Here is a 15,090-nt window from a genome sequence, read left to right as displayed (position 1 = left end):
TATGAGTTTCCGTCACTTACGGAGATTTTTTTGTCCAAAGCCACTGTCGGCAGCCTTGACAGTAGCGCAAATAACGCTCGGGGACGAAAAATGCTTATAATGCCCAGCGTTTTTTTCGTATAACCAAGCTTCAAGGCGTGTTCGTTTGTAACGGCCTGCGCTTAACCCATTCTTTTTTCTGGAAATCCAAAAGCCTTGATACGCCTGCTGAAGTTTTTCTGGTGGTCTCTCGTCGCTATATTCTGCGGGCTGTTGCTCGGTCTAAGCGGTGCATTCCTTTATCTGAGCCCTAGCCTGCCGTCAGTCGACGCGCTGCGCAGTATCCAACTGCAAATACCGCTCCGTGTATACAGCAGCGACGGGAAATTGATTGCAGAGTTTGGCGAAATGCGCCGTACTCCCATCCGTTTCGCTGAGATACCACCCAACTTCATCAACGCCCTGTTGTCCGCCGAAGACGATAATTTCGCCAATCACTACGGCGTAGACCCTGGCAGCCTGATGCGCGCCGCCTCACAACTGATCAAGAGCGGCCACATCCAGTCCGGCGGCAGCACCATCACCATGCAGGTGGCGAAAAACTACTTCCTGACCAGCGAACGCAGCTTCTCGCGCAAAACCACCGAGATTCTCCTCGCACTGCAAATTGAGCGCCAACTCACCAAGGATGAAATCCTTGAGCTTTACGTCAACAAAATCTACCTGGGTAACCGCGCCTACGGTATCGAGGCGGCCGCACAGGTGTATTACGGGAAATCCATCCGTGACATAACCCTGGCGCAGATGGCGATGATCGCAGGCCTGCCCAAGGCCCCCTCGCGCTTCAATCCGCTGGCCAACCCGGTTCGCGCCAAAGAACGTCGCGACTGGATCCTGGGCCGCATGTTCAAGCTCGGCAAGATCGACCAGAACGCTTATCAGGCCGCCCTCAGCGAGCCGATCAACGCCAGCTACCACGTGCCGACACCCGAAGTGAACGCCCCGTACATCGCCGAAATGGCCCGCGCCGAAATGGTCGGCCGTTATGGCAGCGAAGCCTATACCGAAGGCTTCCGCGTCACCACTACTGTTCCAAGCGACCTTCAGGAACACGCCAACAACGCGGTTCAGGAAGGCTTGATCGACTACGACCAGCGCCATGGCTATCGCGGCCCCGAGAGCCGTTTCCCGGGCATGACCCGCGAAAGCTGGGCGAAGGAGCTCATCAAGCAGCGCACCATCAGCACCCTTGAGCCGGCCATCGTCACCCAGGTCGACAAAACCGGTCTGCGCGTGTTGACCCGTAATGGTGAAAAAGAAGAAACCGTCGATTGGGCGACCATGAAATGGGCACGCCCCTATCTGAACACCAACAGTCTGGGGCCAAATCCAAGGCAACCTGCTGACGTAGCTCAGGTAGGTGATCTGATTCGCGTGCAACGCCAGGAAAATGACTCGCTTAAATTCAGCCAGATCCCCGTCGCGCAGAGCGCACTGGTGTCCCTTGATCCGCAAAACGGTGCGATTCGGGCGCTGGTGGGCGGTTTTGCCTTCGAGCAGAGCAACTACAACCGCGCCATGCAGGCCAAGCGTCAACCCGGCTCCAGCTTCAAACCGTTCCTTTACTGCGCGGCACTGGACAACGGTTACACCGCGTCGAGCCTGGTGAACGATGCGCCTATCGTATTCGTTGACGAATACCTCGATAAAGTCTGGCGCCCCAAGAACGATACCGGCACCTTCCTGGGCCCGATCCGGCTGCGCGAAGCGCTGTACAAGTCCCGCAACCTGGTGTCGATTCGCCTGCTGCAGCAACTGGGCATCGACAACGCGATCAACTACATCACGCGATTCGGTTTCAACAAAGACGACCTGCCACGCAACCTGTCCCTGGCGCTGGGCACCGCAACGCTGACGCCGATGGAAATCGTCAGCGGCTGGAGTACGTTTGCCAACGGCGGGTACAAAGTCAGCCCTTACCTGATCCAGAAAATCGAGAGCCGCGACGGCGCCACGCTGTTTGAAGCCAATCCGCCGACCGTGCCAGCCGTGGACAGCCATACAGCCCCGAACACCAACGTGGTGGCGGTCCCCAACGGCCCGGCGCTGGTGGCTTCCTCCACCGAAGGTCCGCCGCCGACCACCCAGCCTGCAGAGCCAGCAGCGCCTGCCGTTGCCGAGCGCATTGTCGATGGCCGCACGACGTACATCCTCAACAGCATGTTGAAAGACGTGATCAAACGCGGCACAGGCCGTCGCGCCCTGGCGATGAATCGCCCGGACATCGCGGGCAAGACCGGTACGACCAACGAATCCAAGGATGCGTGGTTCACGGGTTATAACGCCGACTACGTGACCACGGTCTGGACCGGCTTTGACCAACCGGAAAGCCTGGGCCGTCATGAGTTTGGCGGGACCGTCGCGCTGCCGATCTGGATGACGTACATGAGCGCAGCCTTGAAAGACAAGCCGCCCCATGAGCAGGCAGAACCGGAGGGCCTCCTCAGCCTGCGAGTCGACCCGATCAGCGGCCGCGCAGCCACCCCGAGCACGCCGAATGCGTTCTTCGAACTGTTCAAGAGCGAAGACACGCCACCGAGCGTCAATGAACTGGGCGGCAGCGCACCGGGCAGCCCGCTGCCAGCGGATGAGTCGGCACCTATCGACTTGTTCTGATCAGGCAGATCTGTTGGAGCGAGGCTTGGCCGCGAAGAACGATAACGCGGTGAGCCTGCCGCACCGGGAAGAGGCCAGGGCGTTCGCTGCATCTGCATCGCCCGAAATACCCCTTCCCGGCTAAAGCCGGTCCCGCGGCCATGAACTGCACCCACAAAAAAACCCTGCATCGTTGCAGGGTTTTTTGTGTTTCCGATTCAGCGTTTAGCCGTTAAACACGTCATCAACGCTGGTCAGCGGGTAGTGCTTTGGATACGGCAGCGTTGCAACGCCACTCTCGATAGCCGCCTTGGCTACGGCGTCAGCAATCAGGCCCAGCAGGCGAGCATCCATCGGTTTCGGAATGATGTACTCACGACCGAATTCCAGCTTGATACCGCCGTAAGCGTCGCAGACTTCCTGAGGCACAGGCAGCTTGGCCAGTTGGCGCAAGGCGTTGGCGGCAGCGATTTTCATTTCTTCGTTGATGCGCTTGGCGCGAACGTCCAGGGCACCGCGGAAGATGAACGGGAAGCCCAGCACGTTGTTGACCTGGTTCGGGTAGTCCGAACGACCGGTCGCCATGATCACGTCATCGCGGGTGGCGTGCGCCAGCTCCGGGGCGATTTCCGGATCAGGGTTCGAGCAGGCAAACACGATCGGGTCCTTGGCCATCAGCTTCAGGTTTTCAGCGCTCAGTAGATTCGGACCGGACAGACCCACGAACACGTCAGCGCCGTCGAGGGCGTCAGACAGCGTGCGTTTTTCAGTGGCGTGCGCGAACACGGCCTTGTACTGGTTCAGGTCGCTGCGCTCGGCGTGAATAACGCCAGTGCGGTCAACCATGAAGATATTCTCGATCTGCGCGCCCATGCTCACCAGCAACTTCATGCAGGAGATGGCCGCAGCGCCAGCGCCCAGGCAGACAATTTTGGCATCTGCGAGCGTCTTGCCGACGATTTCCAGCGCGTTGATCATGCCCGCCGCCGTCACAATGGCGGTGCCGTGCTGGTCATCGTGGAAAACCGGGATGTCGCATTGTTCGATCAGCGCTTTCTCGATCTCAAAGCACTCTGGCGCCTTGATGTCTTCGAGGTTGATGCCACCGAAGGTGATGGAAATGCGCTTAACGGTGTCGATGAACGCCTGCGGGCTTTCCGAGTCGACTTCGATGTCGAATACGTCGATGCCAGCGAAACGCTTGAACAGAACACCCTTGCCTTCCATCACCGGCTTGGAAGCCAATGGGCCCAGGTTACCCAGACCGAGAATGGCGGTGCCATCGGAAATAACTGCTACCAGATTGCCTTTGCCCGTGTATTTGTAGGCCAACTCAGGATCACGGGCGATTTCACGCACCGGCTCGGCAACGCCAGGGCTGTAAGCCAGGGCCAGATCACGAGCGGTTGCGGTGGGCTTGGTAAGTTCTACGCTCAATTTCCCTGGACGCGGGTTGGCGTGATATTCGAGCGCGGCAGTTTTCAAATCAGACATGTGGGCATTCCGCTTTTTTTTACTGTGGGACAGACGGACCGCCGAGGATACGCAAGATGCAAAGTCCTAACAAGACTGGCCAGTCACTACTGTCAAGGGGCGGGAGCTAAGACTTTACGCTTATATTGAGGGCGTTGCATGGGCCAACTTGTTGGCGAGGCAGTCGTTGGAGCGGGCGGATTTAGAGGTCCAACATCGCCGGATGCGTAATCGGCATCATCCAGCGCGCCTGGCCTGACCTCAGGCCGCCACGTTTCGAGCGATCAATGACCCAGCCACGGGCTTCGATTGTCTGGCCTTTCATGCGACGAACTGCCGCAGCGTCGAACTGATCCAGCAGCGCTGGCGCGATCCGCAACACCACGCCGCCTTGCAGTTCGATCCACAAACCGCCGCCGTTTTGCTGCACATCCGCGACGCGCCCCGAGACAAGGGCGAACCCGCCTTTGTTGATCTGATCCGCAGATTGCACGGGAGAATTGCGCCACACCCCAATCCTGGCCCGGCGCGCGATGCGCTCAGCGGCCTGCTGGCACTCCACCAACGCCACATTGGGCGAGACCGCCACCCGATAACCGAGCCCCTCGCTCAGCAGTTGCGCTTCGAGATTGGCACCGTTGCGCCCATAGACGTTGGCCAGGGTTCGGCCGTAACGGTCCCGGGCCTCCTGGCCCACTTGCAGGCCGATCCGGCTGTCATTCTCCGCCACCAGCCCTTGCAGGCGGCGCTTTGCGGCCTCGGCGAACGGCTCGGCGGTCCGGCCTTTCCTGCCGGTCTCCGGCGCGTTCAAGCCAATCATGCGCACGCTGCGGCCATCGGTCAGGCGCAGCGTGTCGCCATCGACTACCCGTTCGACCTGAAAAACCGGCAACGAGGCGGGCACCGGACAAAACGCTTGAGCACCGGACAGCCAAATCGCAGACATAAAAAAGGCGCCCGCGAGGGACGCCTTTTTAAGCAGCCTGGAGAAATCCAGTGGAGATCCCAGAACGGCCAACCTTACTCTGCAGCAGCAGGAGCTTTGGTTGCGCCGAAAGCACCGAAGCGCGACTTGAACTTGTCAACACGACCGCCGACGTCAAGCGTCTTCTGCTTACCGGTGTAGAACGGGTGGCATTCGTTGCACACGTCCAGGCTCAGAGGCTTGGCCAGTGTGGAGCGAGTTTTGATGACATTGCCGCAGCTGCAAGTAGCGTCAATGGCTTCGTAAACTGGATGGATATCAGCTTTCATCGGTACTTCCTCGGGCTAGCGTGCCGCCATCCAACACTATTGTCGAATACCGCACGTAATAAGGCTGCGGATAGTACCAGAGAATTCTGAACACGCAAGCCGCCGTTTAAACCGGTCGTCTGCTAAGATCGCGCATCCGTCATACTCCGTAACAGGGAAACCCCGCGTGCCCGACGCCATACTGCGCCTCGCCCTGCCCTCGCCACTGCGTCGACTGTTCGACTACCGCGCGCCCGCCGGCGTGCTGCGCAGTGCGTTGATGCCCGGCATGCGCGTGCGGGTGCCGTTCGGGCGCCGGGAAATGATCGGCATTCTTATAGAAGTGACCGACCACAGCGAAGTGCCCGCCGAAAAGCTCAAGCCCGCCATCGCCCTGCTGGACCAGCACGCGCCGCTGCCGCCGTCGCTGTTCAAGCTGTGCCTGTGGACGTCCCAGTATTACCAGCACAGCCTCGGCGACACCTTGAGTTGGGCGCTGCCCGTCCTGCTACGCCAGGGTGAGCCCGCCGAGTCGCGCCAGGAGCGCTTCTGGCAGGTGGCGTCCGGTGCCAGCGTCCACGACCCGCGCATCGCCCGGGCACCCAAGCAACGCGAAGCCCTGACCACACTGGCTCAACATCCTCATGGTGTGGCGCATCAGTTGCTCAGCAAGCTGATGCTTAACAAGGAAAGCCTGAACCTGTTGCTGGCCAAGGGACTGGTGGAGGTAGAGGTTCGCGGCCATGCCCCCACGCCGCGCCACGAGCACTGGCTGGCCCAGCCGGAATTGCCCCTCAATACGGAACAACGCGCCGCCTATGAAGCCATTCGCGCAGGTTTCGACAGCTTTCATGCCTTCCTGCTGGCCGGGGTGACGGGCAGCGGCAAGACCGAAGTCTATCTACAACTGATCCGTGAAACCCTGGAAGCCGGCAAGCAGGCGCTGGTGCTCATCCCTGAAATCAACCTGGGTCCGCAAACCCTGGCGCGCTTCGAGCATCGCTTCAATGCGCGCATTGCCCTGGTGCATTCGGCAGTCAACGACCGTGACCGGCTGGACACCTGGCTTGCCGCTCGGGACGGCGACGCCGACATTATTATCGGCACGCGCTCGGCGCTGTTCACGCCGATGAAGAACCCCGGCCTGATCATCATCGATGAAGAGCACGACGGTTCCTATAAACAGCAGGAAGGTTTGCGCTATCACGCACGGGACCTGGCGCTGGTGCGCGCCCGGCAGGAAAACATTCCCATCGTGCTCGGCTCTGCTACGCCTTCACTGGAAAGCCTGCACAACGCCTACACCGGTCGTTACGGCCTGTTGCGCCTCAACCAGCGGGCTGGCGGCGCGCAACAGCCGAAATTCCTGCGCCTGGACGTAAAAAGTCGTCCGTTGGACAGCGGCATTTCCGGCCCGATGCAGCAGGCTATCGGGCAAACGCTGGCGGCCGGCCAGCAAGTGCTGGTGTTCCTCAACCGCCGTGGCTTTGCGCCGACCCTGCTGTGCCACGATTGCGGCTGGCTGTCCGGCTGCCCCCGCTGCGATGCGCGGATGACGGTGCATCAACGTTCCGGCGAGTTGCGCTGCCACCATTGCGGCCACGTGGAACGCGTGCCGCGCCAGTGCCCTTCGTGCGGCAAAGTGGATTTGCGCCCGGTAGGCGCAGGGACCGAGCGCGCCGAAGAGCGGCTGGCGATTCTGTTTCCCGATTACCCGGTGCTGCGGGTCGATCGCGACAGCACCTCGCGCAAGGACGCGATGAATCAGCTGTTCACCACGATTCAGCGCGGCCAGCCGTGCATTCTGGTGGGCACGCAAATGCTTGCCAAAGGGCACCACTTTCCTCGCGTCACGCTGGTGTCGATTCTGGACGCCGACGGCGGCTTGTTCTCCGGCGACTTCCGCGCCAGCGAGCGCATGGCGCAGTTGATCGTGCAGGTCGCCGGGCGTGCAGGGCGCGCCGAAGAGCCTGGCCGGGTGATTATCCAGACGCACCTGGCCGAACACCCGCTGCTGATCCAGTTGACCGAGCAAGGTTACTTCGCTTTTGCCGAGCAAGCGCTGAGCGAACGCCGGGCCGCTGGCCTGCCGCCGTTCTCCCATCTGGCCTTGCTGCGGGCCGAAGCGCATAAACCGGGGCAGGCTGAAGGTTTCCTCGACGAAGCGTGCGCCGAAGCCGAGCAATTGTTGATCGACATGAACCTGGGCGGCATTGAACTGCTCGGCCCGGTCCCGGCCCCGATGGAACGCCGCGCCGGACGCTATCGCGCACAACTGCTCGTACAAGCCAGCGCCCGAACGCCTTTGCATCGCCTGCTCAGCGCCTGGCTGCTGGCACTGGAACAAATGCCCAGCGCAAGACAGGTCAGGTGGTCGCTGGATGTGGATCCGGTGGATTTGTATTGAAGCCAAAGCCCGTTGGAGCGCCGCCCGCTCGCTCCAACAGTGGTTGGCAATGCGGCTCCGGCAACGGATAATGCCCAGTTTTTCCACCCGCGCATCCAGGCGCTGCCGCGCTTGCGGTCGAAGAGAGCACCATGAAAGACACCATTCGCCAGCTGATCCAACAAGCACTGACCCGACTCGTCAACGAAGGCGTCTTGCCGGAAGGCCTGTCGCCGGCGATTCAGGTGGAAAACGCCAAGGACAAGACTCACGGCGACTTCGCCAGCAACATCGCGATGATGCTGGCCAAGCCGGCCGGCATGAAACCGCGTGACCTGGCGGAAAAAATCATCGCTGCGCTGCCCGCCGACGAGCAGGTCAGCAAGGTTGAAATCGCCGGTCCCGGCTTCCTCAACTTCTTCCAGAACACCCAAGCCCTGGCCGCACGCCTGGACGCAGCACTGGCCGATCCGAAGCTGTCAATCCACAAGGCTGGCGCGAACCAGCGCACGGTGGTCGATCTGTCGGCACCGAACCTGGCCAAGGAAATGCACGTCGGTCATTTGCGCTCGACCATCATTGGCGATGGCGTGGCCAACGTTCTGGAGTTTCTGGGCGACACCGTGATTCGCCAGAACCACGTCGGTGACTGGGGCACGCAATTCGGCATGCTGCTGGCCTATCTGCAGGAGCAGCCGACCGCCAGTGACGAGCTGTCCGATCTTGAGAATTTCTACCGCGCCGCGAAAAAACGCTTCGACGAATCCGAAGAGTTTGCCGAGCGCGCCCGCGCCCTGGTGGTCAAGCTGCAAGCGGGTGACGCTGAATGCCTCAAGCTGTGGACCCATTTCAAGGACATCTCGCTTTCCCACTGCCAGCAAGTCTATGACCTGCTCAACGTCAAGCTGACTCCGGCCGACGTGATGGGCGAAAGTGCCTACAACGATGATCTGGCCAATGTGGTTTCGGACCTGAAGACCGCTGGCCTGCTGGTCGAAAGCAACGGCGCGCAGTGCGTGTTCCTCGACGAGTTCAAGACCGCCGAAGGCACGCCGCTGCCGGTCATCGTGCAAAAGGCCGGTGGTGGCTACCTTTACGCAACCACGGACCTGGCGGCCATTCGCTACCGCAGCAACGTCCTGAAGGCCGACCGTGCGTTGTATTTCGTCGATCAGCGTCAGGCGCTGCACTTTCAGCAAGTCTTCGAAGTGGCGCGCAAGGCCGGTTTCGTTCACGACGGCATGCAACTGGAGCACATGGGGTTTGGCACCATGAACGGCGCCGATGGCCGCCCGTTCAAGACTCGCGACGGCGGCACTGTCAAACTGATCGACCTGCTGGATGAAGCCAAGGAGCGCGCCTACGCACTGGTCAAAGAGAAGAACCCGGAGCTGGCCGAAGACGAATTGCGCAACATTGCCAGGGCCGTGGGCATCAGCGCCGTGAAATACGCCGATTTGTCCAAACACCGCGCCAGCGACTACAGCTTCAATTTCGATCAGATGCTCAGCTTCGAAGGCAACACCGCGCCGTACCTGCTGTACGCCTACACCCGCGTGGCGGGTGTGTTCCGCAAGCTCGGCACGCCGTTTGACGCCAGCAAAGGCCGGATCGTACTTGAGGCCCCGCAGGAAACCGAACTGGCGGCGCGTCTGGCGCAGTTTGGAGAAGTCCTGAATAACGTCGCGGAAAAAGGCACACCTCACGTACTCTGTGCCTACATCTATGATCTGGCGGGTCTGTTCTCCAGCTTTTATGAGAACTGCCCGATCCTTGGCGCGGACAATGCGGAGCAACAACAAAGCCGCCTGCGCCTGGCTGCCCTGACCGGCCGCACCCTCAAGCAAGGCCTGGATCTTTTGGGCCTGGAAACTCTGGAGCGCATGTAAGTTGGCAGTTGCAAAAAAGAAACCGGCTCCCAAGCGCGGCGCCAGCCGTTATCAGGCACCCGCGAAGAAGCCGATTCCAGGATGGTTGTGGCTGGTCATCGGCCTGAGCGTCGGTGCGTTCGTGGTGTTTCTGATGAAGCTCGAACCCGGCGGCGACGACATCAAGCGGGTCAAGGCCGATGCCAAGGCCGCCAAAATTGCCGAAGCGAACAAGACACCGCCGAGCCCGACCGCACCCGTGAAGCCCAAGTACGACTTCTACACGCTGCTGCCGGAATCGGAAGTCATCGTGCCTAACGAAGCCGTACCGGAAAAAACCCCGCCGCCTGTGGTGGCGCCAGTGGTTCCGGTCACGCCGGAGCAGGCCGCGAAGATTGATACCGCCCGGGCTCAGGCCGCCCTCAGCGGCCTGACACCGCCCCCCGCGCCACCGGTTGCAAAACCGGCAGCGGTCACGCAGTTCTTCCTGCAGGCGGGCTCGTTCCGCAAGAAAGAAGACGCCGACAAGGTCAGGGCGCAGATCATCCTGCTGGGCCAGACGGCCGGGGTTGAGTCAGGTACGGTCAAGGAAGAAACCTGGTACCGCGTGCTGGTCGGACCGTTCAGCAACCGTGAACAACTGACCATCGCCCAGAAGCAACTGGCAGGCGGCGGATTTAGTAACCTGTTGTTGCAGCAGCGCAGCAAGTAAAACCGTTTGATGTGTAGGAGCGAGCTTGCTCGCGATAAGGTCGGCACGACCTTCAAGCAAGGGTGAATTCATCATTTTCACGCCTGCTTCGCAGCCGATCGCGAGCAAGCTCGCTCCTACAGGTCCTGCCTTGCGAAAAGAGTTGGCCGGTCCCGCCATTCATCCCCCGACGTTCGTCAAGGTTGAAATACCCTTCCCCACCCCCATATGAGTTTGCACCAGGGCATTTTCGCCCCGCTGCGTGGAGACTCTCCCTTGACCACCATCGTTTCAGTGCGCCGCCACGGCAAAGTCGTCATGGCTGGCGACGGCCAGGTCTCACTTGGCAATACCGTCATGAAAGGCAACGCGAAGAAAGTGCGTCGCCTCTATCACGGTGAAGTGATCGCCGGTTTTGCCGGGGCCACAGCCGATGCGTTCACTCTTTTCGAACGCTTCGAAGGGCAACTTGAGAAGCACCAAGGTCATCTGGTGCGTGCCGCCGTCGAACTCGCCAAAGAATGGCGTACCGACCGCTCTCTCAGCCGTCTTGAGGCCATGCTTGCCGTTGCCAACAAAGATGCCTCCTTGATCATCACCGGTAACGGCGACGTCGTTGAGCCCGAAGATGGCCTGATCGCCATGGGTTCCGGCGGCGCGTTTGCGCAAGCCGCTGCTCGCGCCCTGCTGCTGAAGACTGAACTCTCGGCCCGTGAAATCGCCGAAACCGCATTGCATATCGCTGGCGATATCTGCGTGTTCACCAACCACAACATCACCATTGAGGAGCAGGACCTCGCTGAATGAGACGGCCTTGGCCGCTTGTAAAAGCGCCCACGTAGCCCTTGATTCAGCTGGAGGACCGCCAACTACCATGTCAATGACTCCCCGCGAAATCGTCCACGAACTCAATCGCCATATCATCGGCCAGGACGATGCCAAGCGCGCCGTCGCCATCGCCCTGCGTAATCGCTGGCGCCGGATGCAACTGCCGGAAGAGCTGCGCGTTGAAGTGACGCCCAAGAACATTCTGATGATCGGCCCGACCGGCGTCGGCAAGACCGAAATTGCCCGTCGCCTGGCCAAACTGGCCAACGCGCCGTTCATCAAGGTTGAAGCCACCAAGTTCACCGAAGTCGGCTATGTAGGCCGTGATGTCGAGTCGATCATCCGTGATCTGGCCGATGCCGCCATCAAGCTGCTGCGCGAGCAGGAAATCGTCAAGGTCCGCCATCGCGCCGAAGACGCCGCCGAAGAACGCATTCTTGATGCCTTGTTGCCGCCTGCCCGCATGGGTTTCAACGACGACGCAGCGACCAGCACCGACTCCAATACTCGCCAGCTGTTCCGCAAGCGCTTGCGTGAAGGGCAGCTGGATGACAAGGAAATCGAGATCGAGATCAGCGAAACCGTGGGCGTCGATATTTCCGCGCCACCGGGCATGGAAGAGATGACCAATCAGTTACAAAGCCTGTTTGCCAACATGGGCAAGGGCAAGAAGAAAAGCCGCAAGTTGAAGGTAAAAGAAGCCCTGAAACTGGTGCGCGAAGAAGAAGCCGGGCGGCTGGTCAATGAAGAAGAACTCAAGGCCAAGGCGCTGGAAGCGGTCGAGCAGCATGGCATTGTGTTCATCGACGAAATCGACAAGGTCGCCAAGCGCGGTAATTCCGGTGGCGTGGATGTGTCCCGCGAGGGTGTACAGCGCGACCTGCTGCCGCTGATCGAAGGCTGCACCGTGAACACCAAGCTGGGCATGGTCAAGACCGACCACATCCTGTTCATTGCCTCCGGCGCGTTCCATCTGAGCAAACCGAGCGATCTGGTGCCCGAGCTGCAAGGCCGTCTGCCGATCCGCGTGGAACTCAAGGCCCTGACACCTCAGGACTTCGAACGCATCCTCAGTGAGCCTCACGCGTCGCTGACCGAGCAATACTGCGCGCTGCTCAAGACTGAAGGCTTGAACATCGAGTTCCAGCCCGATGGCATCAAGCGCATCGCCGAGATTGCCTGGCAAGTGAACGAGAAGACCGAAAACATCGGTGCCCGTCGCTTGCACACCCTGCTTGAGCGCTTGCTCGAAGAGGTTTCGTTCAGCGCCGGTGACCTGGCCAGCGCGCCGGGTGCAGAGCTGATCAGAATCGATGCCGAGTACGTGAACGGCCACTTGGGTGAATTGGCGAAAGACGAAGATTTGTCGCGGTATATTCTTTAACGGAACAAGGTGGGAACCGATCTACTAAATTGAAATGAATTTCCTGTAGGAGCGCCCGGAGGTAACGACGGCCGCGAAGCGGTGTGTCAGGAGAACCGCTATCGCTGCCTCGCGTTGCTCGTGAGCTCCTACAGGCATTATGTATCACCTGCCGGGATTGTATTCATGCCCAAAATCCCCACCGCCATCCAGCTTCACAAAGCCTCGAAAACCCTGACCCTCAAGTACGGGCCTGATGAGGCGTTTCATTTGCCGGCTGAATTTCTGCGGGTGCATTCGCCCTCTGCCGAGGTGCAGGGCCATGGCAAACCAATCCTGCAATTCGGCAAATTGGGGGTGGGTCTGACCAAGGTTGAACCGGCCGGTCAGTACGCACTAAAACTGACCTTCGACGACGGTCATGACAGCGGATTGTTCACGTGGGAATATCTCTACCAACTGGCGCAACGCCAGGAATCCCTGTGGGACGATTATTTGCTGGAGCTGAAAAAAGCCGGTAAATCCCGTGATCCTTCCGAGCAAGTCATCAAGCTGATGCTGTAATCGCTCTAGTCCGCAGCTCTTGGCCGTCGGGCATTTTAGGACGCAGTTTCTAATTCCTTTTGTTTCAATGGTCCGCGCAGCGGCCAATGACTGGCGCTGCTTGCGATTTTTTGAAATCTCGCGTAACCAATGACTCTGGCAAGTTCCCTGCATTGAAACATGCAGCATAAAGGGGTGTGCTCCGTAACCGTCGCAGGGAGCGCAGCAGTTCAGAGGCGCAAGACGGTGGTGTCCGCAGATCCCCTGGAACATACGGTTTTAGCCATCATCGGTAACCCGAGCAGTAGTGCTGGCATTGGCCTGTGGCGCTGTTTTTTCACAGGGAAGTCAGCGCTCGTCTCAGGACAATGGAGCGTCGTAGATGAGTAGCAAAAGCAACGATGACCTGCAAAGCCAAGCTTCTGAACACACCCTGGGCCTTAACCCCGTGGTGGGCTTGCGCCGCAAGGACTTACTGGCCACAGCCCGGACCGTATTGCGCCAGGCGCTCAAACAACCCTGGCACAGTGCCAGGCATGTCGCGCATTTCGGCCTTGAACTCAAGAATGTGTTGTTGGGCAAATCGACGCTGCAACCGGAGAGCGATGATCGACGTTTTGTCGATCCGGCCTGGAGCCAGAACCCGCTGTACCGCCGTTACATGCAGACTTACCTGGCCTGGCGCAAGGAGCTGCATGACTGGGTGGGCAACAGCAATCTTTCGCCCCAGGACATCAGCCGTGGTCACTTTGTGATCAACCTGCTGACCGAAGCCATGTCGCCCACCAACAGCGCGGCCAACCCGGCTGCCGTCAAACGCTTCTTCGAGACCGGAGGCAAAAGCGTCCTCGACGGCCTGTCGCATCTGGCCAAGGACCTGGTACACAACGGCGGCATGCCGAGCCAGGTCAACATGGACGCCTTCGAAGTCGGCAAGAGCCTGGGCACCACCGAAGGCGCCGTGGTGTATCGCAATGACGTCCTCGAACTGATCCAGTACAAACCCATCACTGAACAGATACACGAACGGCCGCTGCTGGTCGTGCCACCACAGATCAACAAGTTCTATGTGTTCGATCTGAGCCCCGAAAAGAGCCTGGCACGCTTCTGCCTGCGCAGTCAGGTGCAGACGTTTATCGTCAGTTGGCGCAACCCCACCAAGGCCCAGCGTGAATGGGGGCTGTCCACCTACATCGACGCTCTTAAAGACGCGGTGGAAGTGGTCATGGCCATCACCGGCAGTAAAGACATCAACATGTTGGGCGCCTGCTCCGGCGGCATTACCTGCACCGCGCTGCTGGGGCACTACGCGGCGCTGGGCGAGCAGAAGGTCAATGCCCTGACGTTGCTGGTCAGCGTGCTCGACACCACGATGGACACCGACGTGGCGCTGTTCGTCGACGAGCAGACCCTGGAGTCGGCCAAGCGCCACTCCTATCAGGCGGGCGTCCTGGAGGGGCGCGACATGGCCAAGGTATTTGCCTGGATGCGACCCAACGATCTGATCTGGAATTACTGGGTCAACAATTACCTGCTGGGCAACGAACCGCCCGTTTTCGACATCCTGTTCTGGAACAACGACACCACGCGCCTGCCCGCCGCGTTTCATGGCGACCTGATCGAGATGTTCAAGAACAATCCGCTGATTCGACCCAACGCCCTCGAGGTTTGCGGCACACCCATCGACCTCAGGCAAGTCACCAGCGATGTGTTCTCCCTGGCCGGCACCAACGATCACATCACGCCCTGGATGTCCTGCTACAAATCGGCGCAGCTGTTCGGCGGAAAAACTGAATTCGTGCTGTCCAGCAGTGGTCACATCCAAAGCATTCTCAACCCGCCGGGCAACCCCAAGTCGCGCTACATGACCAACCCGGATATGCCGACCGACGCCAAAGCCTGGCAGGAGAACGGCACCAAGCACACTGATTCCTGGTGGCTGTACTGGCAGGGCTGGCAGACCGAACGCTCGGGCAAGCTGAAGAAAACCCCGGCGCACCTGGGCAACAAGGCCTACCCGGCAGGCGAGGCGGCACCCGGCACCTACGTGCACGAACGCTAAACGATGGCG

At 60.0% G+C, this 15,090-nt stretch carries 11 protein-coding genes; 8 read left to right on the top strand and 3 right to left on the bottom strand.

The features are described from left to right. The first annotated feature begins 198 nt into the window (after positions 1 to 198). Positions 199 to 2,655, top strand: coding sequence for a penicillin-binding protein 1A (locus ACP7B0_RS15555; RefSeq protein WP_426142389.1), 2,457 nt, complete (start codon positions 199 to 201; stop codon positions 2,653 to 2,655). A gap of 204 nt (positions 2,656 to 2,859) precedes the next feature. On the opposite strand, the gene ACP7B0_RS15550 is transcribed toward ACP7B0_RS15555, so the two are convergent. The 3 genes from ACP7B0_RS15550 to rpmE form a co-directional block, all read right to left on the bottom strand. After that, positions 2,860 to 4,128, bottom strand: a complete 1,269-nt coding sequence (locus ACP7B0_RS15550; RefSeq protein ID WP_426142293.1) for a malic enzyme-like NAD(P)-binding protein — start codon at positions 4,126 to 4,128, stop codon at positions 2,860 to 2,862. 181 nt (positions 4,129 to 4,309) lie between these two features. Beyond that, complete coding sequence (locus ACP7B0_RS15545) at positions 4,310 to 5,104, bottom strand: thermonuclease family protein (RefSeq protein ID WP_426142388.1); 795 nt, start codon at positions 5,102 to 5,104, stop codon at positions 4,310 to 4,312. Positions 5,105 to 5,127: 23 nt separating this feature from the next. Then, positions 5,128 to 5,361 carry a 50S ribosomal protein L31 gene (gene rpmE, locus ACP7B0_RS15540; protein ID WP_020293533.1) on the bottom strand — a complete coding sequence of 78 codons (234 nt, stop codon included), beginning with the start codon at positions 5,359 to 5,361 and terminating at the stop codon, positions 5,128 to 5,130. Between the two features lie 166 nt (positions 5,362 to 5,527). Between rpmE and ACP7B0_RS15535 the strand changes: the two genes are divergently transcribed. From ACP7B0_RS15535 to phaC, 7 genes are all read left to right on the top strand, one after another. After that, positions 5,528 to 7,747: a primosomal protein N' gene (locus tag ACP7B0_RS15535; protein ID WP_426142292.1), complete on the top strand. Its 2,220-nt coding sequence runs from the start codon at positions 5,528 to 5,530 to the stop codon at positions 7,745 to 7,747. A gap of 131 nt (positions 7,748 to 7,878) precedes the next feature. Beyond that, positions 7,879 to 9,615, top strand: a complete 1,737-nt coding sequence (argS, locus tag ACP7B0_RS15530) for an arginine--tRNA ligase (protein ID WP_426142291.1) — start codon at positions 7,879 to 7,881, stop codon at positions 9,613 to 9,615. Between the two features lies 1 nt (position 9,616). Further along, positions 9,617 to 10,306, top strand: a complete 690-nt coding sequence (locus ACP7B0_RS15525) for an SPOR domain-containing protein (RefSeq protein WP_426142290.1) — start codon at positions 9,617 to 9,619, stop codon at positions 10,304 to 10,306. A 255-nt stretch (positions 10,307 to 10,561) separates the two neighbouring features. Next, positions 10,562 to 11,092 (top strand): ATP-dependent protease subunit HslV, encoded by a 531-nt coding sequence (hslV, locus tag ACP7B0_RS15520; RefSeq protein ID WP_426142289.1) that lies wholly within the window; start codon positions 10,562 to 10,564, stop codon positions 11,090 to 11,092. Positions 11,093 to 11,159: 67 nt separating this feature from the next. Further along, entirely contained in the window at positions 11,160 to 12,497 is a 1,338-nt protein-coding gene (hslU, locus tag ACP7B0_RS15515) for an HslU--HslV peptidase ATPase subunit (protein WP_426142288.1), read from the top strand. Between the two features lie 165 nt (positions 12,498 to 12,662). Then, positions 12,663 to 13,040 (top strand): gamma-butyrobetaine hydroxylase-like domain-containing protein, encoded by a 378-nt coding sequence (locus ACP7B0_RS15510; protein ID WP_426142287.1) that lies wholly within the window; start codon positions 12,663 to 12,665, stop codon positions 13,038 to 13,040. 361 nt (positions 13,041 to 13,401) lie between these two features. Next, entirely contained in the window at positions 13,402 to 15,081 is a 1,680-nt protein-coding gene (phaC, locus tag ACP7B0_RS15505) for a class II poly(R)-hydroxyalkanoic acid synthase (protein WP_426142286.1), read from the top strand. Positions 15,082 to 15,090 lie beyond the last annotated feature (9 nt).

The sequence above is a fragment of the Pseudomonas sp. DWP3-1-2 genome (assembly GCF_049896285.1).
Lineage (GTDB): Bacteria > Pseudomonadota > Gammaproteobacteria > Pseudomonadales > Pseudomonadaceae > Aquipseudomonas.
Note: the sequence above shows the minus strand (reverse complement) of the source record. Positions and strands in the feature narration are given on the sequence as shown.